Below are 23,499 nucleotides of genomic sequence, written 5' to 3' on the forward strand. Positions count from 1 at the left end.
ATAGAGGCCGAGCAGCGTCTCGGCGGACATCAGGGCGGGATCCGCGGCGCCCGCGCCGAAGCCCGCCGCGACGCCGTTCTCCACCACCGCGCCGCACACCGCCGTGCCGAATAGCACGATGCGCAAGGTGATCGCCCGCCGCCTGTCGGAATCGAAGGCGACCATCCCGCATTTCTACGTGACGATGGATATCGAGATCGACGCGCTGCTGAAGCTGCGCGCCGACCTCAATGCGCGGTCGCCGAAGGATGGGCCGGGCGCCTACAAGCTCTCGGTCAACGACCTGGTGATCAAGGCGACGGCGGCCACGCTGCGTCGCTTCCCGAACTGCAACGCGTCCTGGACGGAGGATGCGATCATCCAGTACCACGACGTCGACATCTCGGTGGCCGTGTCGATCCCGGACGGGCTCATCACGCCGATCGTGAAGGGGGCCGACAAGAAGGGCCTCGCCGCGATCAGCAATGAGATGAAGGACCTCGCCGCGCGCGCCAAGACCGGAAAGCTGAAGCCCGAGGAGTTCCAGGGCGGCGGCTTCTCCATCTCCAACATGGGGATGTATGGCGTTTCCGACTTCAGCGCGATCATCAACCCGCCGCAGGCCGGCATCCTGGCGGTCTCCGCCGGGCTGCAGAAGCCGGTGGTGAAGGATGGCGCGCTGGCGATCGCGACGGTGATGACCTGCACGTTGTCGGTCGATCACCGCGTCATCGATGGCGCGCTGGCCGCCGAGTTCATGCAGGCGCTGAAGCGCACCATCGAGGATCCGCTGAGCCTGATGCTGTGATGCGTCCGGTCGTCGCAGGGCGGAGGTGCCGCCTGCGGCACCGAGTACCGGAGGCATGAATCGGATGCTCACCATCCGGGAGGCAACGCCGTCCGATGTGCCGACCATCGCGCGCTTCGTGCGCGCGCTGGCCGAGTTCGAGAAGCTGGCGCATGAAGCGGTCGGCACCGACGCCGACTTTCACGCCGCGATCTTCGGCACCCCGCAGCGCGCAGGGTGCCTGATCGCGGAGGTGGATGGCGAGGCCGCGGCGATCGCGCTGTATCACTGGACCTTCTCCACCTTCCTCGCGAAGCCGGGGCGGTGGCTGGAGGATCTGTGGGTCGAGCCGCGCTTCCGCCGCCAGGGCGTCGCGAAGGCGCTGTTCGCGCGCCTCGCGGCCGACACCATGGCGGAAGGCGGCGGGCGGCTCGCCTGGAACGTGCTCGATTGGAACACGCCGGCCATCGCGACTTATGACGCGATGGGGGCGGATACCCTCAAGGAATGGATCACGCGCCGCCTGTCGGGCCAGGCGCTGAGATCCCTGGCAGCGGAGGCAGTCTGATGGCCGAACAATTCGACCTGGTGATCATCGGTGGCGGTCCCGGCGGCTATGTCGCCGCCATCCGCGCCGCGCAGCTCAAGATGAAGGTCGCGGTCGTCGAGCGCGAGCATATGGGCGGCATCTGCCTCAACTGGGGCTGCATCCCGACCAAGGCGCTGCTGCGCGCGTCCGAGATCAACCACCTGCTGCACAGCCTGGATCACTACGGCTTCGCCGCCGACAATGTCCGCTTCGACTTCGCGAAGGTGATCAAGCGGTCGCGCAATGTCGCGAACCAGCTCTCCTCCGGCGTGAAGGGGCTGATGAAGAAGCACAAGATCACCGTCTATGACGGGCATGGCGCACTCGCCGGCCCGGGCAAGGTGGCGGTGACGAAGGATGGCAAGGGCGTCGCGGAACTCGCCGCGAAGCACATCATCCTCGCGACCGGCGCGCGGGCGCGCGTCCTGCCGGGCATGGAGCCGGACGGCAAGCTGATCTGGTCGTATCGCGAGGCGCTGGTGCCCGACGCGATGCCGAAGAAGCTGATCGTGATCGGCTCGGGCGCCATCGGCAGCGAGTTCGCGTCCTTCTACCTCAACATGGGCGCCGAGGTGACGCTGATCGAGGTGATGGACCGCATCCTGCCGGTCGAGGATGCGGAGATTTCCGCCTTCGTGGCCAAGGCCTTCACCAAGCAGGGGATGAAGGTCATCACCGGCGCCAAGGTGCAGGGCGTGCGCAAGGATGGCGGCGGCGTCTCGGCGATCGTCGAGGCCGACGGCAAGGTCACGGAGATCAAGGCCGACCGGCTGATCTCTGCGGTCGGCATCGTCGGCAACGTCGAGAATCTGGGCCTGGAAGGCACGAAGGTGCAGGTGGACCGCACCCATGTGACGATCGATGGCTATGGCCGCACGGGCGAGCCCGGCGTCTATGCCATCGGCGACCTCGCCGGCCCGCCATGGCTGGCCCACAAGGCGATGCATGAGGGCGTGATCGTCGTCGAGGCCATTGCCGGTAAGCATCCGCATGAGATGGATGTGACGAATATCCCGGGCTGCACCTATTGCCGCCCGCAGGTGGCGTCGGTCGGGCTGACGGAGGCCGCGGCCAAGGCCAAGGGCCATGAGGTGAAGGTCGGCCGCTTCCCCTTCATCGGCAACGGCAAGGCGATTGCGCTCGGCGAGCCCGAGGGCTTCATCAAGACGGTGTTCGACGCCAAGACGGGCGCCATGCTCGGCGCCCACATGGTCGGGCCGGAAGTCACGGAGATGATCCAGGGCTACGGCATCGCCCGCACGTTGGAGACGACCGAGGCCGAGCTGATGGCCACCGTCTTCCCGCACCCGACCTTGTCCGAAGCCATGCATGAGGCCGTTCTCGATGCCTACGGACAGGTTCTCCATATCTGACGCGGAAGCGGCGCTGCGGGAGGCCATGCTGGCCTCGGACGTCGCGCGGCTCGAAGCCCTGATCGCGGACGACCTGGTCTTCGTGGACCAGGTCGGCGCCGTGCATGGAAAGGCTGCGGACCTGGCCTTGCACGCCGCGGGCGGGCTGGTTCTCGAGCGGATCGACCTCTCCGAGCAACGGATCCTGCCACTGGCGGATGGCGGTGCCTGCGTCAGCGTGCGGGCCGATATCGCCGGCCGCTATGCGGGCGAGCCTTTCGCCGGTGCCTACCGCTACATGCGCGTCTGGGTGCGGCAGGGCGCCGCCTGGCGGGTCCAGGCCGCGCAGTGCACGGCCATCGCAGGTTGAACCTCGCAGGATGAGGCCAGCCGGCCTATATCGGGGGCGGATCGCATCATGACCACCCGCATCGAAATAGACCATCGCAAGCCTCGCCTGGGCGCCGAACGGCACCCGGAGAAGGCGCATCGCCCCGACAACCCCATCCAGCGCAAGCCGTCCTGGATTCGGGTGAAGGCGCCGACGCACCCGATTTATCACGAGACGCGCAACCTGATGCGCGAACAGAAGCTCGTGACGGTGTGCGAGGAAGCCGCCTGCCCGAATATCGGGGAATGCTGGTCGCAGCGTCACGCCACCATGATGATCATGGGGGAGACGTGCACGCGGGCCTGTTCCTTCTGCAACGTCGCGACGGGCATTCCGAAGGCGCTCGACACGGATGAGCCGCGGCGGGTTGGAGAGGCGGTGGCGACGCTCGGCCTGCGTCACGTCGTCATCACCAGCGTGGACCGCGACGACCTAAAGGATGGCGGCGCGGAGCATTTCGCGCAGACGATCCGCGCCATCCGTGCATCGGCGCCGGAAACGACGATCGAGATCCTGACGCCCGATTTCCTGCGCAAGGACGGCGCACTGGAAGTGGTCGTCGAGGCGCGGCCTGACGTGTTCAATCACAACCTCGAAACCGTGCCCGCCTTGTATCCGACGATCCGGCCTGGGGCGCGGTACTACCATTCCCTCCGGTTGCTCGACCGCGTGAAGCAGCTCGATCCGTCCATCTTCACCAAGTCGGGGATGATGGCTGGCCTGGGGGAGAAGCGCATCGAGGTGCTGCAGGTGATGGACGACCTGCGGTCCGCGGATGTGGATTTCCTCACCATCGGGCAGTATCTGCAGCCTTCGGTGAAGCACGCCGCGGTCGACCGGTTCGTGACGCCGGACGAGTTCGAGGACTATGCCCGTACCGCCCGCGGCAAGGGCTTCCTGCTGGTTTCCAGCACGCCGCTGACGCGCTCCTCCTACCACGCCGACCGTGACTTCGCCGCGCTGCGCACCGCGCGGGAGGAGAAGCTGCGGACGGCGCGCGAGCCGCGGGCCTGACATGCCGACGCATGCCGAGAAGAAGATCCTCCGCTATTCGCCGGAGCAGATGTTCGATCTGGTTGCCGATGTCCGCCGCTATCCGGAATTCCTGCCGTGGTGCGTCGGTGCCCGCGTGCTCACGCAGTCCGATACCGAACTGACCGCCGACCTGACGATCGGCTTCAAGATGTTCCGCGAGACCTTCCGATCACGCGTGACCCTGGAGCGGCCGGACCATGTCCATGTCACCTACGAGAACGGCCCCTTCCGCTACCTGAACAACCATTGGCGCTTCCAACCGGTGCCGCAGGGAACCGAGGTCGATTTCTTCGTCGATTTCGAGTTCCACTCCCGCCTCCTGCAGATGGCTATCGGCGTGGTGTTCAACGAGGCCGTGCGGCTCATGGTGCGCGCCTTCGAACGCCGCGCGATGGCGCTGTACGGGCGGACGGCGGCGCCGGTCAGTCCGGGCTCGCCGGCACCGTCGGTCACCGGCTGAGCGTGCCGGCGGCAGCGATCTTGTCCGGCGCCGTGGCTGCCGCCCATTGAAGTAAAGGCGGCCGCGGCAGGTAGATGGATGGAAGCGTCCGTCACGTGAGCGGCACGTGCCGCGCCCCGGGTTGGGCCGAGCCCCGCAAGCCGCGCGCCGGTCGAATATGGTGGCGGTAGGGGACACGGCGCGGCAGGCTGTGCCCATGGCCTATATCCTGTACGGCGACATCGGCTCAGGCTCCTCGACCGTCGAGATGGCGCTCGCCGAGATTGGCGCGCCGGTCGAGCTGCGCGAGGTCCCGCTGTCGGACCACGCGCAATTGAGCGAGACCTATCGCCGGATCAACCCGATGGGGCGGCTGCCGACGCTGATACTGCCAGACGGCACGGTGATGACGGAGACCCTCGCCATCCTGCCGACCCTCGCCGACCGCCATCCCGATGCCGGGCTGCTGCCGCCCGCCGATACATCCGACCGGGCGCGCGTGCTGCGCTGGATGATGCTTGCCGGGACGGAGGGCTATCCTCACGTCACGCGGTCCGACTATCCGGAACGCTTCAGCGCCGATCCCGCCCATGCGGAGGCGATCCGCGCCCGTGCGAAGGAGATGTATCGCGATCTCTGGCGCCTGGTGGAGACGGAGGCCGGGCTGACCGGCGACCCGACGGCGCCCTTCCTGCTCGGCAAGCGGTTCACGGTGGCCGATATTTATCTCGCGATGCTGCCGCGTTGGCTGGGTGGGGTCACTTGGCTGCCGGAGGCGTGCCCGAAGCTGGCTGTGCTCGGTCGCGCCGTTGCGGCGCGGCCCCGCATCGCGCCTGTCTGGGCGCGGCATTCTCCCGCCTGATGCGGATCGGTCAGCCGAGGGCGGCGAGTATGTCGGTCGGGTCCACCGGCGCGTGGTGACCCGCCTGCATTACCGGGTTCCAAGCCAGGCCGAGCACCGCACATAGCCTTTGGAAATGCACAAGACGGACGGGGGGAAGGACCGACGGCCCATTCTCGGCCGGCAGGATCTCGACCAGTCCCGCATCCGGCCGCGCCCAGATCATATGAGCAAGTCCGGCGCCGTGCTGGCCGACGACGCGCCAGGCGCGCGAGAACAGGTGGATCTGCTCGAACAGGGAACAGCCCTCGAGCCGCACCAGCAGTGTGTCGTGGCGCGCCGCGATCGCGGCATGCACCTCCGCCATGTTCGGGACGCTGCGCCGTTCCGCGCCGGCCGTCCGGACCTCGGATGCTGCGGATCGGTAGAACGGGGACGGCGGGGCACGATCGACCACCAGGACCAGACGGTCGGAAGCCGTGGCCGGATGCGAGGCGGCGGCGGCTGCAATGCGCTCTCCATACAAATCCTGCACCACGCGGCGGATGCGCAGGAGCCGGTCACGCGCATAGGCCCGCGGTGAATCAAAGCCGGGGACGATCATCCTCGGCGTCTTCCCGACTTCCTCGTTCACGCCGACGAGGCCCGACAGAAGGGTGTGCGCGGAGATGACCTGAAGGCGGAAGCCGTCGAGCTCGGCCAAGAGGTGGTTGAGCGGCCCGCAGTCGCGCACCAGGAACCGGTGCGTGTCGCGCAGCGCGGAGGCGTGCTCGAGGAACGGGAGCACGTAACCGAACATGAAATGGTAGAAGTGCTGGACCGATCCGCGCAGATTCGCAGGCACGATGGCGATGGTAGGCGGCCGCCTCCTGTCGGGTGCTGCCATCGGCAGAATGGTCACGCGGCAGTCCCGTCGGCCACCATGCGATCCGCCGAGGTATCCGGCCAGGCGCGGATGTCGGTGATGGGCCGGCCCCTCGCGCATTCCGGCTTGCCGACCCGCCCCATGGTATCCCCCCGCCTGCCTCTGGTCGGATCGTGGCGCCGGGGGCATGCTCGCGCAACTCCAGCCATACAGGGTCCGATCCATGGTGCATGCCCCGAACCGTCCGCCCGCCGGCGCGCCGCCCGTGCGCATCAACCTCTACTCGGATACGCAGACGCGCCCGACGCCGGCGATGAAGGACGCGATGATCCGCGCCGAGGTCGGCGACGAGCAGCATGGCGACGACCCGACGGTGCATGAGCTGTGCGACCGCATGGCGGCGCTGATGGGCAAGGAGGCGGCGATGTACATGCCGTCCGGCACCATGTGCAACGTCGTCGCGATCCTGACCCATTGCGGCAAGGGCGATGAGGTTATCGCCCACGAGACGAGCCACATCCTGCATTCCGAGGGTGGCACCCATGCCGCGCTGACCGGCGTGCAGATCATGCCGATGAAGGGCCCGCGCGGCATGTTCACGGCCGACGACGTGCGCGCCGCGATCCGCCCCAAGACGCGCTACGCGCCGCCGCAGCGGCTGCTGGAGGTGGAGCAGACCGCCAACATCGGCGGCGGCGCGATCTGGCCGCTGGCGCAGCTCAACGCCGTCGCGGATGTCGCGCATGAACAGGGCTGGTCGACGCATATGGACGGCGCGCGGCTGATGAATGCCTGCGTCGGCGCGGGGATTGCGGCGAAGGACATGGTCGCCGGCTACGATTCCGTCTGGCTCGATTTCACCAAGGGCCTCGGCGCGCCGCTGGGTGCGGTGCTGTGCGGCGACGAGGAATTCATCGGCCGCGCCTGGCGCTGGAAGCAGCGGCTCGGCGGGTCGATGCGCCAGGCCGGCGTCTGCGCGGCCGCCTGCATCTATGCGCTCGACAACAACATCGACCGGTTGGCGGACGACCACGCGAACGCCAAGGCGCTCGCGCGCGGCCTGCGCCAGATCCCGGGTGTGGAGGTCGAGGAACCGGACACTAACCTGGTGTTCTTCGACATCCGCGGCGCGGGCATGGATGTCGCGACGCTGCAGGCGAAGCTGCAGATGCGCGGCATCGCGGTGTCGGGCCTCGGCGGCCGCGTGCGCGCGTGCACGCATCTCGACGTCACGGCGCCGATGATCGAGGAGGCAGTGACCGAGATCAAAGCCGCGCTCGCGGCCGCCTGATGGTTGCCGGCCGCCGCCTCGATCGAGCCGGGGCGGCGGGGTGCGGCCGATGAACACGCTGCTCGACCGGCTGGAACAGAAGGCCCACGCCGTCGCGCAATTCGCTTCGAGCGACGATGCGATCTTCGCGGCGGTGGTGCTGCTTGTCTTCGTGCTGACGAAGCGGATCGCCTCGGCGATCGTGGGCGGCGTGCTGCGGCGAATTCTGGACGCCGAGAACAAGGGCGTCGGCACCGAGGTATCGGCGGCGCTGCATCGGCCGATCGGCGCGCTGTGGATCGTCCTCGGCCTGTTCATCGCCTTCGAACTGGTGCGCGACAGCGAGGGCGGGTCGCTGGTGCAGCTGTCTCAGCGGCTGATCGGCACCCTTGCCATCCTGATCGCCTACTGGGCGATCTTCGCCCTCGTCTCGCCGCTGATTGCGCGGATCGAGCCGACGAAGCGCTACGTGACCGCCTCGATGGCCGATTGGGCCGACAAGATCCTCAAGAGCTTCATCGTGTTCTTCGCCCTGGCGGCGGTGCTGGAGCAATGGGGCGTCAGGGTCAGTCCGATCCTGACCAGCCTCGGCATCGTCGGCGCGGCGGTGGCGCTCGGCGCACAGTCTTTCTTCAAGAACCTGATCGCGGGCATCCTCATCCTGGCCGGGCAGCGCTTCCAGTATGGCGATTGGGTCAAGGTCGCCGACGTGGCGGAAGGCCATATCGAGACCATCGGCTTCCGAACCACGCGCATCCGGCAGTTCGACGATTCCGTCGTGCAGGTCCCGAATGTCGAACTGTCCGACAAGGCCGTCGTCAACGTCACGCAGAAGCGCCGCTGGCGCATCAAATGGGTGATCGGCGTTCCCTACTCGACGACGACCGGGCAGCTGAAGACGATCCGCGACAATATCGAAGCTTACGTACTCGCCACGGCGGAATTCGTCCGGCCCGAGAAGGCGTCGACCTTCATCAGGGTCGATTCCTTCGGAGGATCGTCGATCAACATCCTCATCTACTGCTTCGTCGAGACGGTGAATTGGGGCCATTGGCTCCAGGTGAAGGAAACGCTGGCCTACAAGGTCATGGACATCGTGCGGGACGCGGGGTCGAGCTTCGCCTTTCCGTCCACCTCGCTCTATGTCGAGACACTGCCCGGCGACAGGCCGGACCTGTTCCTGCCGCCGCAGGACGGAAAGCCGCGCATCGAGCCGTCCGGCCGCACGCCCGGCGACGCTACGGCGCCCTGAACGGCGCCCTGAACGCCGCCCTCCACGCCGCCTGATCGGCTTTGATCAACGCCGCGAGGGAGCCGGCCTTCGCTGCCAGCTGGCCCGGCGTGATGTCGGCGAGCTCGTCGAGGATAGCCGCCGCATCCTCGCGCCGCACGCCGTGGATCGCACCGAGGTCGCGGCCGATGGCCTCGCGCACCTGCGGGTGGATCGGCAGCTTCTCGACATGGATGTCGCCGACCGCGAGCGAAGGGATTGCTCGAACCCGAGCATGCGCACCATCGCCGGTAGGTCGCGCGCAGGAAGGGGAAGGCGGCGCTCGTAGTCTCGACCTGGAACTCGTCGTCGAGCCCGGTCCTGAGCCAGTCCCGATGGGCAGCCTCGGTGGCGGGGAAAGGTGTCATGCGCGTCCCTTCCGGAGCACAGGCCGCAGCCTATCGCTGGAGTAGGGATCGGAACGCTTTTCCGCCGCGGCGCGTTCAGTTCAGCATCCGCGTCCAGGATGCCTTGGGCCCGATGTCGATATGGGTGAAGGACCCGTACCAGCCGACGCCCATGAAGCCGAGGTGGTTCGACAGCAGCGACGCATGGGCGCAGACATCGGCCTGCGACATGCCGCGCACCACGATGTCGGCGGCCATGCCGCGCATGTGCAGGCTGTTCGGCGCAGCATGGGGCAGCATCGCGTTGGTCTGCGGCGTGCGGTAGCCCGAGATCAGCCGCAGCGGGCGCGTATAGCCAATGCGTTCCTGCACTAGCGAGAGCATGTCGAGCAGCAGGCCGGGGATCGGGCCCGGTGCATCCGCGCGCAGGTCGCGGAACAGCGCCTGCAGCCGGGCGAGGGCGGCGATGTTGTAGTCCTGCCCGGTGCGGTAGGCGACCGCGACTTCCTCACCGGCATTGTTCTGCAGCCACAGCCAGCGGTCGCGCGGGCGGAGGTCCTGCGAGGCCGGCGCCGGCACGTCTCCGTAGCCCAGCACGTCGGCCCGCGCTGCGCCGCCGCCGATCGCCGCCGCGCCGAGCCCGGCAATCAGGGCGCGACGACGCAGCATCGTATTGGCGGAGCGAATCACCATTCCTTTACTTTGCTCTCGCCAAACGAGCGTGAGCAACGGGCCCGCGGATTCGCGCGGCGCATGTGATCCGAGGTGTGGCCGGCGCGCCGCGTCGCGCCGTCCGCGCTTCGCGGCCCAGCGCAGGCGCGCGACCTTCAATCCAACGGTCGTGCCCAGCCTGCCGATGCAGCCCGCAACGGCGGCGTCGGCGTCAGTCGGCGCTCGCCCCCGTCAGCCGCACCAGCGCCTCCATGGTGGCGAGGTCGCGCCGCTGCATGTCGGCCATCGCCTCGGGGCCACCGCCGACCGGCAGGTAGCCGAGGTCGGTCATGCGGCGGCTTACCTCCGGCGTGCGGACAGCGGCCGCGATGACCTCGGACATGCTCTGCACGATCGGCGCCGGCAGCCGCGCCGGGCCAAAGATGCCGATCCAGGAGTTGAACTCGTAGCCCGGCACGGTGTCGGCGATGGGCGGGACGTCGGGCAGCGCCGGCATGCGTTCGGTGCGGCTGACGCCGAGCGCGCGGACCTGGCCGGACTGGATGAAGGACATCGTCTCGGCGAGCGGCGAGAAGACGAGGTCGAGCCGTCCGGCAACGAGGTCCGCCATCGCCGGCGCGCCGCCGCGATAGGGGATGTGGGTGAACTGCACGCCGGCCTTCTGCTCGAACAGCGCGGCGGCGAAATGCTGCGTGCCGCCGACGCCGCTGGTGCCGATGTTGAGCTTGCCCGGGTTGGCCTTCGCATGGGCCACGAGCTCCGCAACGCTGCGCACGGGCAGGTTGGGGTTCACCACCACGACGGCGCCGCTGACCAGCACCAGCGAGACCGGCGTGAAGTCGTTGGCCACATGGAAGGGCAGGTTGCGGTAGAGGAACTGGTTGGTCGCATGGGTGCCGACGGAGGCGACGACGAAGGTCAGCCCGTCCGGCGCGCTGCGCGCGACATTCTCCGACCCGATGTTGCCGGCGCCGCCGACGCGGTTCTCCACGACCACCGGCTGGCCGAGCGGACCGCTGATGGCGTTGGCGACCAGGCGCCCCGAGGTGTCGGTGCTGCCGCCCGCGGCGAAGCCCACGACGAAGCGCACGGGGCGGTCGGGACGCCAGGCCGGCGTGGTCTGCGCGAGGACGGGCAAGGCGGGCAGCAGGGGCGTGGCGCCGAGGACGCGCAGCAAGCCGCGACGATTCATGAAAGCAATTCCCTCCAGCATCTGTTGCGCCGCCTGACGCGGCGTTGATCGGGCCACAGAGCCGGAAGGGGAAGGCAGTGTCAATTCGGTGGAGCGGTCATGCCGGCATGGCAAGCCGCAGCGCCGCCACCACAGTCGCCGCGCGCACCGCGGCGCGGTCACCGGGGAAGACGTGGCGTTCGACGACCGTCGGCGCGCCGCGCCGCGCACAGCCGATGAAGACGAGGCCGACCGGCTTGCCCGGCGTCGCCCCGCCCGGTCCCGCGATGCCGGTGCAGGACAGCGCGACATCGACCTCGCCGCGCGCGAGCGCGCCATCGGCCATCTCCCGCGCAACCGGCTCGCTGACGGCGCCGTGGGCGGCGAGCGTCGTCGCTTGCACCCCGACCAGCCGCTCCTTGGCTTCGTCGGAATAGGTGACGAAGCCCGCCATCACGACGCTCGATGATCCCGCGATCGCGGTCAGCGCCGCGGCGATCAGCCCGCCGGTGCAGGATTCCGCCGTGGCCAGCGTCTCCCCGCGCGCCTCGAGCCTCGCCAGCAGGTCGCGGGCCTGATCGAGCGTCTCGGCTGGCAGCATGGTCACAGCACTCCGGGCACGAGGCGGGCGAGCAGCAGCAGCAGGATTGCGGCGATCGCGCCGGCCAGGATGTCGTCCAGCATCACGCCGGTCGCGCCATGCTGCCGGTCGGCCCAGGACACCGGCCAGGGCTTCAGGATGTCGAAGGCGCGGAACAGCAGGAAGGCGGCGGCTGCACCGATCCAGCCGGCATCCGCGGGCAGGCCGGCGAGCGCGATCAGCATCCCCGCCGCCTCATCCACCACGATCCAGCCGGGGTCTTCGGCGGGCTGATCGCGCAGCAACTCCTGCACCGCCACCCAGCCGAGGGCTGCGACGAACAGGGCGAGGACCAGCACGCCTTCCCGGCCCAGCAACAGGGCCGGCAACACGACCGCCGAGCCCCAGGTCCCCGGCGCGGCCGGCATCCGACCGATGCCGCCGAGCGTCGCGACGAACATCGACCGGCTCATGGCAACGCCGCGAGGAACGGGTCGAGCGCGCTTACCACGGCCGGTTCCTCCAGCGTCGGCGCATGGCCGGTGCCGGGCAGGGAGACGACGCGCATGTCGGGTGCGGTGCGCCGCATGGCGGCGACGGTGTCGGCGTTCAGCAGGCGGCTTTCCTGTCCCCACACCAGCATCAGCGGCAGCCGTGCGAGGCCGGCGAAGAACGGCCACAGGTCGGGCGGCGCGCCCGCCTCCTCGCCCACGGCCTGCTGGCCGATGCGGACGTCCCAGCGCGGATGCCACAGCCGGTCCTCGCCCTCGGCGAAGGTGCGCGCGGTGAAGGCGCGCCAGCCGGCGTCGTCGAGCGCGGGCAGGGGCGGATGCCGCTGCCGCAGCCAGGCCGTCGCGGCATCGAGGGAGGTGCAGGACGGATCGGTGCCGATCAGGTTGATCACCGCTTCCCGCCCCAGCGTTTCGATCTGCGGCCCGATGTCGTTCAGCACCACGGCGGAGAGCGCGGTCGGCCGCATCGTCCCGATCGCCATGGCGGTCAGGCCGCCGAAGGAGGTGCCGACCAGCACGACACGATGCAGGTGCAGCGCGGCCATCGCATCGAGCACGTCGCGGATCAGCGGCTCCGGCCGGTAGCGCCGCGGATCGGCGGCGCGGGCGCTCTCGCCATGCCCGGCGTAGTCCAGCGCCACCACCCGCCGCGCCCCCGCCTGCCGCACCGCCAGCGCATGGTAGTCGAGCGCGGTGCGGCAGATCCCCGGCAGGCAGAGCAGCGGCGCGCGATCGGCCGCGCCCGGCCATTCGGTGGCCGCCAGCCTCAGCCCGTCGGAGGCGCTGAACTCGATCCGCCGTCCGGTCACGGCGCCTGCCGCAGATACGGCGTCAGCGGGTGGTCGCGGCCGGACGCGCCGGCATCGCTCGCGCGATAGACGATGACGTTCTCGATCACGCGCTGGACGTAGTTGCGCGTCTCGGAGAAGGGGATCTGTTCCATCCAGTCGATCATGTCGACATCGCCGCCGCGCGGGTCGCCATAGGTGCCGAGCCACTGGTCCACCCGGCCCGGCCCGGCATTGTAGGCCGCGGCGGCCAGCGGCAGCGCGCCGCCGAAGCGATCCAGCATCTGGTCGAGATACCCCGCGCCCAGCCGCATGTTCATCTGCGGGTCGCCGGTGAGCTGCCCCACCTGGTAGGGCACGCCGAGGCGCCGCGCGACAAGCGTTGCCGTCGAGGGCAGGAGCTGCATCAGCCCCCGCGCATTGGCACCCGATACGGCCTCGGTGTCGAAATTGCTCTCCTGCCGGGTGATGGCATGGATGTAGGCGGGCTCGGGGCTCGCCACCGGCGGGTCGTAGGGGCGCGGCCAGCCATCGGGCAGGATCATGTCGCCATCGGCGCCGGCGCGGCGCGCCACCCACACCGCGTGGTCCGGCCGGCCGATATGGGTGCCGAGCCGCGCCGCCAGCATCCGGTCGGTGCCGTCGGCGGCGAGATCCTCGATGCGCAGCAGGAAGATGCGCGCGCGGCGCGTGTCGCCGAGGTCGGCAAGGGTCAGCACGGCCCGCGTCAGTTCCCGCCCGGTGAAGTCCACGGCGCGCTGCTGGCTCAGCGGCGGCGCCGGCGCGCGCGCGATGCGGGCGGAGAGCTGCGCCGCGTTCTCCCCCAGTGCGAGCGCGGCGAGCTGGCCGTAGAAGGCGACCGGCAGTTCCGCCGCGGCGGCGTAGCGCGCCCGCGCGCCCGCGGTGTCGCCCGCGGCGGCCAGCGCACGCCCTTGCCAATAGGCAGCGCGGGCGCGGGTGATGACCGAGCGGCTGCCTTCGCCGAGTGCGACGAAATGCCGCTGGGCCGCGCCAGGATCGTTCAACCGCCGCAGGGCGATGAAGCCGGCGAGGAACTCGCCATCCTGCCGCGCTTCGCCCAGTTCGGTCTGGCCGTGCGCGGCGGCGGTGCGATAGGCCTCCCGCACGTGCCCCAGGCGCAGCAGCTTGCGCGCCAGCACCTGGCGTTCCACCCAGACGGCACGCGCGGCCGCGCCATCCAGCCCGGCCTGGAGCCGTTCAGCGGCGACCCAGGCTGCGGCGGCCTCGGTGTCGCGCTCCCGCCGGCGAAGCAGCCGGGCCTGCTCATAGGCCCAGCCGATGTCGGTCGGCGTGGCGGCGAGCATGGTGTCATCCTCGCCCGCCAACGCCAGCCGCGCCGCGGCGGCTGTCGCCTGCGCGCCGGTGAGGCGGGCGGCGGCCCGGCCCGCGCCCCCCATGTCCCGCGCGAAGGCGAGCTGGTCGAAGCGCGCCCAGTGATCGGCGGCGGTGAGCCGGCCGCCGAAGCGCAGCAGCAGCGTTTCCTCGGTCAGGGGGTCGCCCGCCGTTTCGGCCCAGCCGCGACGCACCACCGCCTGGACGTCCGCGGCGCGGCCGGCGCGGTCCAGCGCCTCGGCGTGTCGCAGCGTGCCTTGCAGCGTCACCGCGGGGTTGCGGGCGAAGTGCTGCAGCGCCAGCGCGTCATCCGCCTCGGCGGCCAGGGCTGCCTCCGCCTTGCGGTTCAGCATGAACGCCATCGGCCAGTCCGGGTTCTCCGCGAGGAAGGCGACCAGTTCGCTGGCGGAAGCCGGCGCCGTGCGGCTCGACAGGCGCATCCACAACGCGATCTTGGCGGCCAGCGGATCGGCCGCGGCGGCATAGGATTCCGATTCCGCCCATCGCCCCGAGCCGGCGGTGGCGATCGCCATCCGCCCGGCTGTGCGGGCGGCCTCGGGCGCCCAGGGCTGGGCGGCGGCGGGCAGGGGCAGGGCCAGGGCGGCCAGGATCAGCAGGCGGCGCATGGCAGCCTTCCTACCTGAACGATCCCGCCTTGTCCCGCCGCGCTTGTCCCGCCGGGGAGCCACGCCTAGGTTGCGGCACTATTTCCGAAAGAAGGTAGGAGGACGCTGTCATGTTCAGGGGTTCGATGGTCGCGCTGATCACGCCGATGCGTGCCGACGGATCCGTGGACGAGAAAGCGTTCCAGGACCTGGTCGAATGGCAGATCGCCGAGGGCACCGAGGGCCTGGTGCCCGTGGGCACCACCGGCGAGAGCCCGACGCTGTCCCATGCCGAGCACAAGCGCGTCGTCGAGATGTGCGTCGAGGCCGCGAAGGGCCGCGTGCCGGTGATGGCGGGCGCGGGCAGCAATTCCACCGCGGAAGCGATCGACTTCGCGCAGCATGCGAAGAAGGCGGGCGCGGACGGCATCCTGGTCGTCACGCCATACTACAACAAGCCGACGCAGGAAGGGATGTTCCTGCACTTCACGGCGATCGCGGATGCCGCCGACATTCCGATGTTCATCTACAACATCCCGCCGCGCAGCGTGATCGACATGACGCCCGAGACGATGGGGCGGCTCGCGAAGCACAAGAACATCGTGGGCGTGAAGGATGCGACGGCGAACCTCGCGCGCCCGCTGCACACGAAGCGCGCCTGCGGCGCCGACTTCATCCAGCTTTCGGGCGAGGATCACACCGCGCTCGCCTTCAACGCCGCTGGCGGCCATGGCTGCATCAGCGTCACCGCGAACGTCGCGCCGCGCCTGTGCGCCGACATGCACCGGGCCTGGCGCGCCGGAAAGCTGAACGCGGCGATGGAGATCCAGGAGCGTCTGACGCCGCTGCACGACGCGCTGTTCTCCGAGACCTCGCCCGGCCCCGTGAAGTTCGCGGCGAGCCTGCTGGGCAAGACCACGGAGCATTGCCGGCTGCCGCTGGCGCCGGTGGGCGAGACGACGCGCGCCCGCGTGCGCGAGGCGATGGTCTCGGCCGGCCTGCTGAACTGACCGGAAGCGCCGGCATACGGGGCCGCTTCGGCGCGCGGCGGCGTCCCTGGTTTTTTGTTCCTGCGAGCGTCCCGCCCGATCAGGTCATCCGACCTGATCGGGACCCCGTCTAATCCATCGTGATTCCAGCCACGCGCACGACGTCCCGCCATTGCGGGATTTCGCTGCGGAGCCGCTGCGCCAGCGGGTCGGGTCCGGCAAGCATCAGCAGCGACCCGCGGTCGGCCATGCGGCGCGACAGATCGCTGGTGGGCGCGGCGAGCGGCGCCAGTTCCGCGTTCATCCGCGTGATCGCTTCCGGCGCCGTCTGCTTCGCCGCGAACAGGCCGAACCAGAACGGCACGGCATAGCCGGGTACCGTCTCACCGATCGCCGGAACCTCCGGCAGCAGCGGGGCGCGGGTCGCGGTCGTGACGCCCAGCGGGCGGATCGTGCCGGCGCGGATGTGTTCCAGCGCGAGCGACAGGTCGCCGACGAAGGCGTCGATCTCCCCGGCGAGCAGCGCCGTCATGATCAGTCCGGCGCCGCGATAGGGAACGTGCAGCAGCTCGATCCCCGCCTTCTGCATCAGGAACGCCGAGGCCAGATGCGTCGCCGAGCCGATGCCGGAACTGCCGACCGAGACGCGCCCCGGTGCTTCCTTCGCGCGCGACAGGAAGGCCTGCAGGTTGGCCGGGCCGTTGGCGCGCACGCAATAGACCAGCGGCGCCTCGGTCACCATCGTCACGGGCAACAGGTCGGTAAAGGGGTCGAAGCCGAGGTCGCGCTTCAGCGCCGGCAGCGTCGCGACCGAGTTCGAGGTGATGAGGAAGCTGTGCCCGTCCGTCGCGGTCGCGACGTGCTGCATGCCAAGCTGGCCGCCCGCGCCGGCACGGCTGTCATAGACGACCGGTTGGCCGAGGCGCGGCGTCAGGTATTCGACGAAGTAGCGCGCCGGCACGTCCTGGGGGCCGCCCGGTGCGAAGGGGCTGATCAGCCGGACCGGGCGGGTCGGCCAGGTGCTGCCCTGCGCGGCGGCAGGCGCGCCAAGGCCGGCCAGCAGGCCGGCGCCGAGGGCGCGGCGGGTCGTCTCCATGCGTGTCACTCCCGGTTGTTGTCGTCGTCGTTGGGAACGATTTCGGTCCAGCGGGGCAGCGGGCGCTGCTCGACCGGAACCAGCCAGGGCCGGTGGTTGCTGCGGTCGATCACCTGGGTGGGCAGCAGGATCTCCCGCGGAATGGCCCGCCCGCGCAGATGCCGCAGCGCGGCCATGGCGGCCACGGCCCCCATGCGGAAGCCGTCATAGTCGATGCTGGCGAGCAGGCGTCCCTCGGCGATCGCCTGCGCTGCGGGGACGGTCCCGTTGATGCCGGTGACGAGGGCGCGCCGCCCGGCTGCGTCCAGCGCATCAAGCGCGCCGAGCGCCATCAAGTCGTTGGCGCAGACGACGCCGTCTATGCGCGGATGGCGGGCGAGGAGCGACGCCATGGCGACGCGGCCGGGGCCGCGCAGATAGTGCCCCGCTTCACTGTCCAGCAGGTGCAGGCCGGGATGGTCGAGCAGCGCCTCCCGGAAACCGCGTCCGCGGTCGCGGCTGGTCGGCGCGGTGTCCGGCCCTTCGATCAGCACGATGGGGCCACCTTGCGGCAGTGCCGTCGCCATGGCGCCGATCGCCGCATGGCCCATCGCCACGTCGTCGGCGCCGACGAAAGAGGCGAAGTCGCCCGCCATGCGGTTGACGAAGCCGATGAAGGGGATGCCTCGCGCCCGCGCCGCCGCCACCGGGCGTTCCAGCAACCGGTCATCGGCCGGGGCGAAGATGATCGCGTCCGGCCGCTCCGCCGCGACGGCGGCGAGCAGCGCCGTCTGCTCGGCAGCATTGTCCGGTGTGGCCGGGACGTGCCGCGTGGCGGTGGCGCCGGCCGCCGTCGCGGCGCGCTCCACCCCGAGCAGGAAGGCCTGGTAGTTCGGGTTCACGCCGTTCTTGATGAAGGCGGCCAGCCTGGGCGCCATCCGTCAGTCCGCACGAATGCCGGCGTTGCGGATGACCTCGCCCCAGGATTGGAGGTCGGTGGCGATGCGCGCGTTGAATTCGCGCGGGCCTTCGAAGTTCGGCGTCAGGCCGTTGGCGAGCAGGCGTTCTCGGAAAGCCTGGTTCTCCAGGCCCTTGCGCGTCGCTTCCGACCATCGGGCCAGCATGTCCTCGGACATGCCGCGCGGGCCGCAGATACCGAACCAGCCGGCCATCTCGAGCCCCGGCACGAAGGCGGCGATCGGCCGGATCTCGGCGAATAGCGGCGATCCGGCGCTGTCGCCGAGGGCGAGCACGCGCAGCTCCCCGCCGCGCACCTGGCTCATGACGTCGCCGAGGTTGGTGATCATGAAGTCGACGCGGCCGCCGAGGATGTCGACGACGGCCGGCGTACCGCCGCGATAGGGCGCATGGATGATGTCGAGCCCGGCGCGCGCCTTCAGCAACTCCCCCGACAGGTGCTGCGCGGAACCGACGCCCGCCGAGGCATAGGTCATCCCGCCCGGACGGGCGCGGGCGGCGGCCAGCAGCCCCGGAACGTCCGCGTGCGGGCCGCGCGCGGCGACGACGAGGGCGTAGGTGGACAGGGCCACGTTGGTCACGCCAATCAGCTCGGTGCGCGGGTCGATCGGCATCGACACGCCCGGCAGGTTCGGTGTGATCGTCATGGTCCCCATCGGGCATTGCAGCACGGTCATGCCGTCCGGCGCGCTCCGGGCGACGAACTCGGCGCCGATCAGGCCATTGGCGCCGGTGCGGTTCTCGACCACGCCACGCGCGCCGAGATGGGGGACGATGTATTCGGCGATCAGCCGCGCCATCAGGTCGCCGGTGCCGCCCGCGGCATAACCCGAGATGACGCGGACCGTCCGTTCCTGGGCAAGTGCTGGCGCGGCGAGTGCAACCGCCAGCAGGGCGGTCAGCATGATGCGGCGCATGAAACATCCTCCCATTCGTTCGTTACGGGGAGGTTAGAGCGCGCGGACGGCGCGCACCATATCGGCGCATCGTTGTGGTGCCGCACGCGAATGTGATGGATTGAATGATATCGCCTGCGCAGCCACTGCGGGTTGTCGCGCGTCATGAAGGATCGCCTGAGGGTGCATGGACCTCTTGGGGGGCAGGAGGTTCCGGTGCCGGCGGGCGATCGCCGACGCGGCCGCGGCGGCGCGGAGGGAGAGGAACAAGATCAATGACGAGCGATATCCTTCTTCAGTCCAGGAATCGGTTTTCCACCATTTGCCGGGCGGCGCCCCTGGCTCTGCTGCTGGGCGCGACGGCGGCCTGCTCCAATGGTGGCAGCGGCTTTACGCTGGCTGAAGGCAGCGTGCCCGGCGACAGCGGCGGCGGCGCGGCGGGCTCCGGCGGTGGGTCCGGGACCGGCGGCGGCTCGGGCTCCGGTGGCGGCGGCATGGCCGATGGCGGCGGCGCCGGTGGTGGCGGGTCGGGCGGCGGAAGTTCCGGCGGCGGCAATTCGGGCGGCGGGTCCGGCGGGCTCGGGACCACAACCGTGACGGGTGCTGCGTCGGGCCTGCTGAGTCCCGCCGTTTCGGGTGCCCTCGTCACCACGGGCAACACCGTGGGCGTCGTCGGCAACACGCTGCTCGGTGCCGGCACCCAGGGTGGGCCGGTCGGTACGGTCCTGCTGCCGGGTGCCGAGCTCGTTCAGGCGGTCGGCAACACGCTCACCGATGGCGGCACCGCGGTCGGCCAGCAGGGGCTGTCGGGGCTCCCGCTCGTCGGCGGCACCGTGGGCACGGTGCAGGCGCGCGTCGACAGCGTCGCCGCACCGCTGGCGGAGGTCGCCCTGGGCGGCACCCGCATCGGCGGCACCGGCGGGCAGACGCCGGTCCTGGTCGGCGCTGGCGTCGGGGCGCGGCAGGTGCCGGCGCCGAATGCTGTCGGCGTCGGCGTGCTTACCGGCGGGCAGGTGGCGAGCGCGACGATCACCCCGGCGAACATCGCGCCGGCGCTCGGCGCGACGGTGGCGGCGGTGCCGCTGGCCGGGCCGTCGCTGGCGCCCGCCGCGGCGCGGGTCGGGACGGTCGTCGGGGCCGTGGCGACGCCCGTGGCGCCGGTGGTGAACCGCACCACCGGGGCGGTGGGCCAAGTGCTGACCTCCGTCACCACGCCGGCCGCGGGCGCGGCCGGGACGCTGCTGCAGGGCGTAACCCGGCGGTGAGGCGTCTCCGGGGCGGCTTCGGCCGCCCCGGGCAGGGGGGAAGCGACGATGAACATCAGGTTGTTGGTCCGCCGGCTCGGCACGGCGGGGCTGTTGCTGTGTGGCGGGGGAGCGGCCGCCATGGCCCAGACCGGGCCGCGCATGGTGGATACCGGCCGGCTGGACCAGGTGCCCGCCCGGGTCGAGACCGCACCGACGCGGGCACCGGCGGAGCCCGCACCCGCGGCACCGCTCATCGCCGCCGTCCGGCCGTTTCGGCTGACGGCCGTGCAGGTGACCGGTGCCGAGGCCGCGCCGCCCGGCGCCCTCGAACCGGCCTGGCGGCAGGTGATCGGGCAGGAGGTCGGCGCGGCGGGGCTGCTCGCTTTGGCGCAGGCGATCGAGGCCCGGATCGAGGCGCTGGGCTTCGCGCTGCGCCAAGTGCGCATCCCGTCGCAGGATTTCGCCGGCGGGGTGTTGCGGGTCGAGGTGGTGCTCGGCCATCTGTCGGAGGTCACGGTCGGAGGCGACGCCGCGCCGGCCGGTTCCGCCTTCGTGCAGGCGCAGATCGCTCGGCTTACCGCCGAACGGCCGCTGCGGCAGGAGACGCTCGACCGCGCCCTTGCGCTGCTCGCGCGCGTTCCCGGCCTGACGGTGCGGAGTACGGTGGAGCCAACCACCGATCTCGCCGCGCTGAAGCTGAAGCTCGATCTGTCCTGGCGGCCGGTCGATTTCGGTCTCGGGGCGAATAATCTCGGCGCCGTGCCGCTGGGGCGCACGCAATTCGATGCGTTGCTCGGCGTGAACGGCCTTCTCGGTGGCGCAGGCGACCGGACGGAATTCATCTTCGCGATGCCGTGGGATGCGCAGCGTTTCCGCTACTACGGCCTGACCCATGCGCGGCCGATCGGTGACAACGGACTGACCTTGCGCCTGTCCGCCGGGTATCTGCGGACGAAGGAGAGCGACACCACGACCGATGGCGATGCCACCACCTATGGCATCGCCTTGTCCTACCCGGTGATCCTGTCGCCACGGCGGGAATTGTCGGTGGATGGCAGCTTCGACGGCATCAACAGCGAAAGCGCGCTGCTCGGCTTCACGCTATCCAATGAGCGGACGCGTGCGTTGCGCGGCGGCGTTTCCTTCGCCGAGCAGACGCCGGGGCAGGGGACGAGCGTGCTGCGCCTCGTCGTGAGTCGCGGCCTCGACATCTTCGGTGCGCGGACCGGGAGCCCCTTCTATGGCGGGCCGAACTTCCTGAAATCCGTGCTGCAGCTGTTCCGCGAGCAGGAGCTGCCTGGGCCGTTCGTGGCGCGACTGGCGGGGCTGGGGCAGCTTGCGAACAGTCCGCTGCCGGCCAGCGAATCCCTGCTGTTCGGCGGCAGGCCCTTCGGCCGCGGCTTCCCGCAGGCAAGCCTGCAGGGAGATTCCGGCCTGCTCGGTTCGGCAGAGCTGGCGGTGCGCATCGAGGCGCTGGATGTCGGGCCAATCAGCCGCGTCGAAGCCTATGGCTTCGTCGATGGCGGGGCGTTGTGGACGCTGGAAGCGGCACAGCGCGGATTGCCGGAATATGTCTCCGCCGTGTCGACGGGTGCCGGGCTGCGGGCGACGCTAGCGTCGCGCGTGACGGGCGATGTCTATGTCGCGCGCGGCGTCGCGCATGACGCGCCAGGCCTCGCGAACGAGGCCTGGCAGGTCCTGTTCACCCTGCGAAGCGCTTTTCCGGGACCGCTTCGCTGAGCCCGGCGTCGAGCGCGGCGATCACGGCATCGGCCATGGCGCGGGTGGACAGCACCGTCTCCCCCGGCATGGCGATGTCCGCGGTGCGCGCGCCGGCATCGAGCGCGGCCTGCACCGCGGCTTCCAGCGCGTCGGCTTCCGCCGGCGCGTTGGCCGTCCAGCGCAGCAGCATCGCGGCGGAGAGGATGGCGCCGAGCGGATTGGCGATGCCCTTGCCCGCGATGTCGGGGGCCGAGCCATGCACCGGCTCGTACAGCGCGCGGCGGCGGCCATCCTCGCGCGGCGCGGAGAGCGCGGCGGAGGGCAGCATGCCGAGGCTGCCGTTGATGGCGCCGGCGCAGTCCGACAGCAGGTCGCCGAACAGATTGTCGGTGACGACGACATCGAAGCGCGTCGGCGCGCGGCCGAGCTGCAGCGCGCAATTATCGGCGAGCATATGCTCCAGCGTGACATCCTTGTAGCCGGCCTCATGGACCTCGGTGACGACGTCCCGCCACAGCCGGCCGGCTTCCATCACATTGGCCTTGTCGACTGACGTCACGTGGCCACGGCGCGTGCGCGCCAGTTCGAAGGCGAAGCGCGCGGCGCGTGCGATCTCGGCCTCGGTGTAGCTGTGCGTGTTGACGCCACGGCGCGTGCCATCCGGTTGCGTCTCGACGCCGCGCGGCGTGCCGAAATACATGCCCGCCGTCAGTTCGCGCACGATCACCATATCCGTGCCGGCGACGGTGCGCGCCTTGAAGGGCGAGGATTCCGCCAGTGCCGGCTGCGCCTTGACGGGACGGAGATTGGCGAAGGCGTCGAGCCCCTTGCGGATGCGCAGCAGCGACCCCTTGCGGCGTTCGTCGGGCGGGATGTGCGTCTGGTCGAGGCTGCCTGTGGCGCCGAACAGCAGCGCATCGGCGGCCATGATGGCGTTCCATGTCGCGTCGGGCATCGTGCTGCGTTCGGCGGCCCAGGCGGCGGAACCGAACAGGCGGCGCTGCATGCGCAGCGGCACGGCACGGTGCTGGACGAACCAGTCGAGGACGCGCACGGCCTCGTCGGTGACCTCGGGGCCGATGCCGTCCCCGGGCAGGACGACGATGTCGATGGTCAACGCTCCACTCCTTCCCAGGTCCAGGGGCGCGCCGCGCGATCGGCGGCATACCAGCCCTCGATGCGGTCCTTCAGACGCAGGGTCAGCGCGATGTCGTCGAGGCCGAGCAGCAGCGCTTCCTTCTTGCGGCCATCGACGGTGAAAGGAATCTCCGTGCCGTCGGGGGTCACGACGAGCTGGCGCGCGAGGTCCACCGTGGTGTGGCGCGCGCCCTGCGCCGCCTCGGTCTCCGCGGCGATGCGGTCGATGATGTCCATCGGCAGCACGATGGGCAGCATGCCGTTCTGCGAGCAGTTGTTGAAGAAGATGTCGCCGAAGGAGGGTGCGATCACCGCGCGGAATCCCATGCCCATCAGCGCCCAGACGGCGCCTTCGCGCGAGGAGCCGCAGCCGAAATTCGGGCCGGCGAGCAGGATCGGGCTGCCGCGATATTGCGGGCGGTTCAGCACGAAATCGGGATTGTCGGAGCCGTCCTTCTCGTAGCGCAGGCGCTCGAAGGCATAGGGGCCGAGGCCGGTGCGGCCGGTGCCGACGAGACGCTGGATCGGGATGATGACGTCGGTATCGACATTCGCGCGCAGCAGCGGTGCGGCGGGGCCGGAGACCGTGGTGAATTTTTCCATGACCGT

Annotated in this window: 24 protein-coding genes and 1 pseudogene; 12 read left to right on the top strand and 13 right to left on the bottom strand. The window is 70.3% G+C overall.

All coding sequences use genetic code 11. From position 1 onward, the window contains the following. Positions 1-34: 34 nt before the first annotated feature. From GXW78_RS21765 to GXW78_RS21795, 7 genes and pseudogenes are all read left to right on the top strand, one after another. Positions 35-787: pseudogene (locus GXW78_RS21765) on the top strand (2-oxo acid dehydrogenase subunit E2); the annotation flags it as partial. 55 nt (positions 788-842) lie between these two features. After that, positions 843-1,334, top strand: a complete 492-nt coding sequence (locus GXW78_RS21770; RefSeq protein WP_211871005.1) for a GNAT family N-acetyltransferase — start codon at positions 843-845, stop codon at positions 1,332-1,334. Further along, positions 1,334-2,728 carry a dihydrolipoyl dehydrogenase gene (gene lpdA, locus GXW78_RS21775; RefSeq protein ID WP_408904207.1) on the top strand — a complete coding sequence of 465 codons (1,395 nt, stop codon included), beginning with the start codon at positions 1,334-1,336 and terminating at the stop codon, positions 2,726-2,728. The genes GXW78_RS21770 and lpdA overlap by 1 nt, the downstream gene beginning before the upstream one ends. A gap of 25 nt (positions 2,729-2,753) precedes the next feature. Continuing rightward, positions 2,754-3,077 carry a nuclear transport factor 2 family protein gene (locus GXW78_RS21780; RefSeq protein WP_211871006.1) on the top strand — a complete coding sequence of 108 codons (324 nt, stop codon included), beginning with the start codon at positions 2,754-2,756 and terminating at the stop codon, positions 3,075-3,077. 48 nt (positions 3,078-3,125) lie between these two features. Next, positions 3,126-4,112 (top strand): lipoyl synthase, encoded by a 987-nt coding sequence (gene lipA / locus GXW78_RS21785; protein WP_211871007.1) that lies wholly within the window; start codon positions 3,126-3,128, stop codon positions 4,110-4,112. A 1-nt stretch (position 4,113) separates the two neighbouring features. Beyond that, positions 4,114-4,593, top strand: a complete 480-nt coding sequence (locus GXW78_RS21790; RefSeq protein WP_211871008.1) for a type II toxin-antitoxin system RatA family toxin — start codon at positions 4,114-4,116, stop codon at positions 4,591-4,593. A 196-nt stretch (positions 4,594-4,789) separates the two neighbouring features. Beyond that, complete coding sequence (locus GXW78_RS21795) at positions 4,790-5,434, top strand: glutathione S-transferase family protein (RefSeq protein ID WP_211871009.1); 645 nt, start codon at positions 4,790-4,792, stop codon at positions 5,432-5,434. 10 nt (positions 5,435-5,444) lie between these two features. Here the strand turns inward: GXW78_RS21795 and GXW78_RS21800 are convergent, their stop codons facing one another. Further along, complete coding sequence (locus GXW78_RS21800; RefSeq protein WP_211871010.1) at positions 5,445-6,257, bottom strand: glycosyltransferase 61 family protein; 813 nt, start codon at positions 6,255-6,257, stop codon at positions 5,445-5,447. 244 nt (positions 6,258-6,501) lie between these two features. On the opposite strand from GXW78_RS21800, the gene GXW78_RS21805 reads away from it, so the two are divergent. Both GXW78_RS21805 and GXW78_RS21810 read left to right on the top strand, forming a co-directional pair. Beyond that, a complete protein-coding gene (locus GXW78_RS21805; RefSeq protein ID WP_211871011.1) occupies positions 6,502-7,569 on the top strand; it encodes a threonine aldolase family protein in 1,068 nt (355 codons plus the stop codon). 49 nt (positions 7,570-7,618) lie between these two features. Next, positions 7,619-8,800: a mechanosensitive ion channel family protein gene (locus GXW78_RS21810; RefSeq protein WP_211871012.1), complete on the top strand. Its 1,182-nt coding sequence runs from the start codon at positions 7,619-7,621 to the stop codon at positions 8,798-8,800. Here GXW78_RS21810 and GXW78_RS21815 read toward each other — a convergent pair. The 7 genes from GXW78_RS21815 to GXW78_RS21845 all read right to left on the bottom strand — a co-directional run bounded on the left by GXW78_RS21815 (position 8,787) and on the right by GXW78_RS21845 (position 14,867). Next, on the bottom strand, positions 8,787-8,981 hold the full coding sequence (locus GXW78_RS21815) for a hypothetical protein (protein ID WP_211871013.1): 195 nt from the start codon (positions 8,979-8,981) through the stop codon (positions 8,787-8,789). The genes GXW78_RS21810 and GXW78_RS21815 overlap by 14 nt on opposite strands. A 280-nt stretch (positions 8,982-9,261) precedes the next feature. Beyond that, positions 9,262-9,834, bottom strand: a complete 573-nt coding sequence (locus tag GXW78_RS21820; RefSeq protein ID WP_211871014.1) for a YcbK family protein — start codon at positions 9,832-9,834, stop codon at positions 9,262-9,264. Positions 9,835-10,048: 214 nt separating this feature from the next. Beyond that, a complete protein-coding gene (locus GXW78_RS21825; protein WP_211871015.1) occupies positions 10,049-11,029 on the bottom strand; it encodes a Bug family tripartite tricarboxylate transporter substrate binding protein in 981 nt (326 codons plus the stop codon). A 97-nt stretch (positions 11,030-11,126) separates the two neighbouring features. Next, positions 11,127-11,609, bottom strand: coding sequence for a CinA family protein (locus GXW78_RS21830; RefSeq protein WP_211871016.1), 483 nt, complete (start codon positions 11,607-11,609; stop codon positions 11,127-11,129). Between the two features lie 2 nt (positions 11,610-11,611). Then, positions 11,612-12,061 carry a phosphatidylglycerophosphatase A family protein gene (locus tag GXW78_RS21835; RefSeq protein ID WP_211871017.1) on the bottom strand — a complete coding sequence of 150 codons (450 nt, stop codon included), beginning with the start codon at positions 12,059-12,061 and terminating at the stop codon, positions 11,612-11,614. Beyond that, entirely contained in the window at positions 12,058-12,909 is an 852-nt protein-coding gene (locus GXW78_RS21840) for an alpha/beta fold hydrolase (RefSeq protein WP_211871018.1), read from the bottom strand. The genes GXW78_RS21835 and GXW78_RS21840 overlap by 4 nt, the downstream gene beginning before the upstream one ends. Continuing rightward, complete coding sequence (locus GXW78_RS21845; protein ID WP_211871019.1) at positions 12,906-14,867, bottom strand: lytic transglycosylase domain-containing protein; 1,962 nt, start codon at positions 14,865-14,867, stop codon at positions 12,906-12,908. The genes GXW78_RS21840 and GXW78_RS21845 overlap by 4 nt, the downstream gene beginning before the upstream one ends. Before the next feature lie 110 nt (positions 14,868-14,977). Here GXW78_RS21845 and dapA point away from each other — a divergent pair, with 110 nt between their 5' ends. Further along, positions 14,978-15,856, top strand: a complete 879-nt coding sequence (gene dapA, locus GXW78_RS21850; protein ID WP_211871020.1) for a 4-hydroxy-tetrahydrodipicolinate synthase — start codon at positions 14,978-14,980, stop codon at positions 15,854-15,856. A gap of 109 nt (positions 15,857-15,965) precedes the next feature. Here the strand turns inward: dapA and GXW78_RS21855 are convergent, their stop codons facing one another. The 3 genes from GXW78_RS21855 to GXW78_RS21865 are packed head-to-tail and all read right to left on the bottom strand — an operon-like array spanning position 15,966 to position 18,805. Further along, positions 15,966-16,931, bottom strand: a complete 966-nt coding sequence (locus GXW78_RS21855) for a Bug family tripartite tricarboxylate transporter substrate binding protein (RefSeq protein WP_211871021.1) — start codon at positions 16,929-16,931, stop codon at positions 15,966-15,968. Positions 16,932-16,936: 5 nt separating this feature from the next. Continuing rightward, the gene (locus tag GXW78_RS21860) at positions 16,937-17,848 is read right to left on the bottom strand and encodes a sugar ABC transporter substrate-binding protein (RefSeq protein WP_211871022.1); all 912 of its coding nucleotides are present in this window, start codon (positions 17,846-17,848) and stop codon (positions 16,937-16,939) included. Positions 17,849-17,851: 3 nt separating this feature from the next. Then, positions 17,852-18,805, bottom strand: a complete 954-nt coding sequence (locus GXW78_RS21865; RefSeq protein WP_211871023.1) for a Bug family tripartite tricarboxylate transporter substrate binding protein — start codon at positions 18,803-18,805, stop codon at positions 17,852-17,854. A gap of 254 nt (positions 18,806-19,059) precedes the next feature. On the opposite strand from GXW78_RS21865, the gene GXW78_RS21870 reads away from it, so the two are divergent. Then, complete coding sequence (locus tag GXW78_RS21870) at positions 19,060-20,049, top strand: hypothetical protein (protein ID WP_211871024.1); 990 nt, start codon at positions 19,060-19,062, stop codon at positions 20,047-20,049. 48 nt (positions 20,050-20,097) lie between these two features. Further along, positions 20,098-21,771 (top strand): ShlB/FhaC/HecB family hemolysin secretion/activation protein, encoded by a 1,674-nt coding sequence (locus GXW78_RS21875; protein WP_211871025.1) that lies wholly within the window; start codon positions 20,098-20,100, stop codon positions 21,769-21,771. Here the strand turns inward: GXW78_RS21875 and leuB are convergent. Together leuB and leuD are read right to left on the bottom strand one after the other, a co-directional pair. Then, on the bottom strand, positions 21,734-22,870 hold the full coding sequence (gene leuB, locus GXW78_RS21880; protein ID WP_211871026.1) for a 3-isopropylmalate dehydrogenase: 1,137 nt from the start codon (positions 22,868-22,870) through the stop codon (positions 21,734-21,736). The two genes, GXW78_RS21875 and leuB, sit on opposite strands and share 38 nt — an antisense overlap. Then, positions 22,867-23,493, bottom strand: a complete 627-nt coding sequence (gene leuD / locus GXW78_RS21885) for a 3-isopropylmalate dehydratase small subunit (RefSeq protein WP_211871027.1) — start codon at positions 23,491-23,493, stop codon at positions 22,867-22,869. The genes leuB and leuD overlap by 4 nt, the downstream gene beginning before the upstream one ends. Between the last annotated feature and the right edge of the window lie 6 nt (positions 23,494-23,499).

The organism is Neoroseomonas terrae (genome assembly GCF_018129025.1).
GTDB classification, from domain to species: domain Bacteria; phylum Pseudomonadota; class Alphaproteobacteria; order Acetobacterales; family Acetobacteraceae; genus Neoroseomonas; species Neoroseomonas terrae.

Bases quoted from the DNA above. Each gene is read 5' to 3' on its own strand.
- GXW78_RS21770 (WP_211871005.1), top strand. From the start codon at position 843: ATGAATCGGATGCTCACCATCCGGGAGGCAACGCCGTCCGATGTGCCG.
- lpdA (WP_408904207.1), top strand. From the start codon at position 1,334: ATGGCCGAACAATTCGACCTGGTGATCATCGGTGGCGGTCCCGGCGGC.
- GXW78_RS21780 (WP_211871006.1), top strand. From the start codon at position 2,754: ATGCTGGCCTCGGACGTCGCGCGGCTCGAAGCCCTGATCGCGGACGAC.
- lipA (WP_211871007.1), top strand. From the start codon at position 3,126: ATGACCACCCGCATCGAAATAGACCATCGCAAGCCTCGCCTGGGCGCC.
- GXW78_RS21790 (WP_211871008.1), top strand. From the start codon at position 4,114: ATGCCGACGCATGCCGAGAAGAAGATCCTCCGCTATTCGCCGGAGCAG.
- GXW78_RS21795 (WP_211871009.1), top strand. From the start codon at position 4,790: ATGGCCTATATCCTGTACGGCGACATCGGCTCAGGCTCCTCGACCGTC.
- GXW78_RS21805 (WP_211871011.1), top strand. From the start codon at position 6,502: ATGGTGCATGCCCCGAACCGTCCGCCCGCCGGCGCGCCGCCCGTGCGC.
- GXW78_RS21810 (WP_211871012.1), top strand. From the start codon at position 7,619: ATGAACACGCTGCTCGACCGGCTGGAACAGAAGGCCCACGCCGTCGCG.
- GXW78_RS21820 (WP_211871014.1), bottom strand. From the start codon at position 9,834: ATGCTGCGTCGTCGCGCCCTGATTGCCGGGCTCGGCGCGGCGGCGATC.
- GXW78_RS21825 (WP_211871015.1), bottom strand. From the start codon at position 11,029: ATGAATCGTCGCGGCTTGCTGCGCGTCCTCGGCGCCACGCCCCTGCTG.
- GXW78_RS21830 (WP_211871016.1), bottom strand. From the start codon at position 11,609: ATGCTGCCAGCCGAGACGCTCGATCAGGCCCGCGACCTGCTGGCGAGG.
- GXW78_RS21835 (WP_211871017.1), bottom strand. From the start codon at position 12,061: ATGAGCCGGTCGATGTTCGTCGCGACGCTCGGCGGCATCGGTCGGATG.
- GXW78_RS21845 (WP_211871019.1), bottom strand. From the start codon at position 14,867: ATGCGCCGCCTGCTGATCCTGGCCGCCCTGGCCCTGCCCCTGCCCGCC.
- dapA (WP_211871020.1), top strand. From the start codon at position 14,978: ATGTTCAGGGGTTCGATGGTCGCGCTGATCACGCCGATGCGTGCCGAC.
- GXW78_RS21855 (WP_211871021.1), bottom strand. From the start codon at position 16,931: ATGGAGACGACCCGCCGCGCCCTCGGCGCCGGCCTGCTGGCCGGCCTT.
- GXW78_RS21860 (WP_211871022.1), bottom strand. From the start codon at position 17,848: ATGGCGCCCAGGCTGGCCGCCTTCATCAAGAACGGCGTGAACCCGAAC.
- GXW78_RS21865 (WP_211871023.1), bottom strand. From the start codon at position 18,805: ATGCGCCGCATCATGCTGACCGCCCTGCTGGCGGTTGCACTCGCCGCG.
- GXW78_RS21870 (WP_211871024.1), top strand. From the start codon at position 19,060: ATGACGAGCGATATCCTTCTTCAGTCCAGGAATCGGTTTTCCACCATT.
- GXW78_RS21875 (WP_211871025.1), top strand. From the start codon at position 20,098: ATGAACATCAGGTTGTTGGTCCGCCGGCTCGGCACGGCGGGGCTGTTG.
- leuD (WP_211871027.1), bottom strand. From the start codon at position 23,493: ATGGAAAAATTCACCACGGTCTCCGGCCCCGCCGCACCGCTGCTGCGC.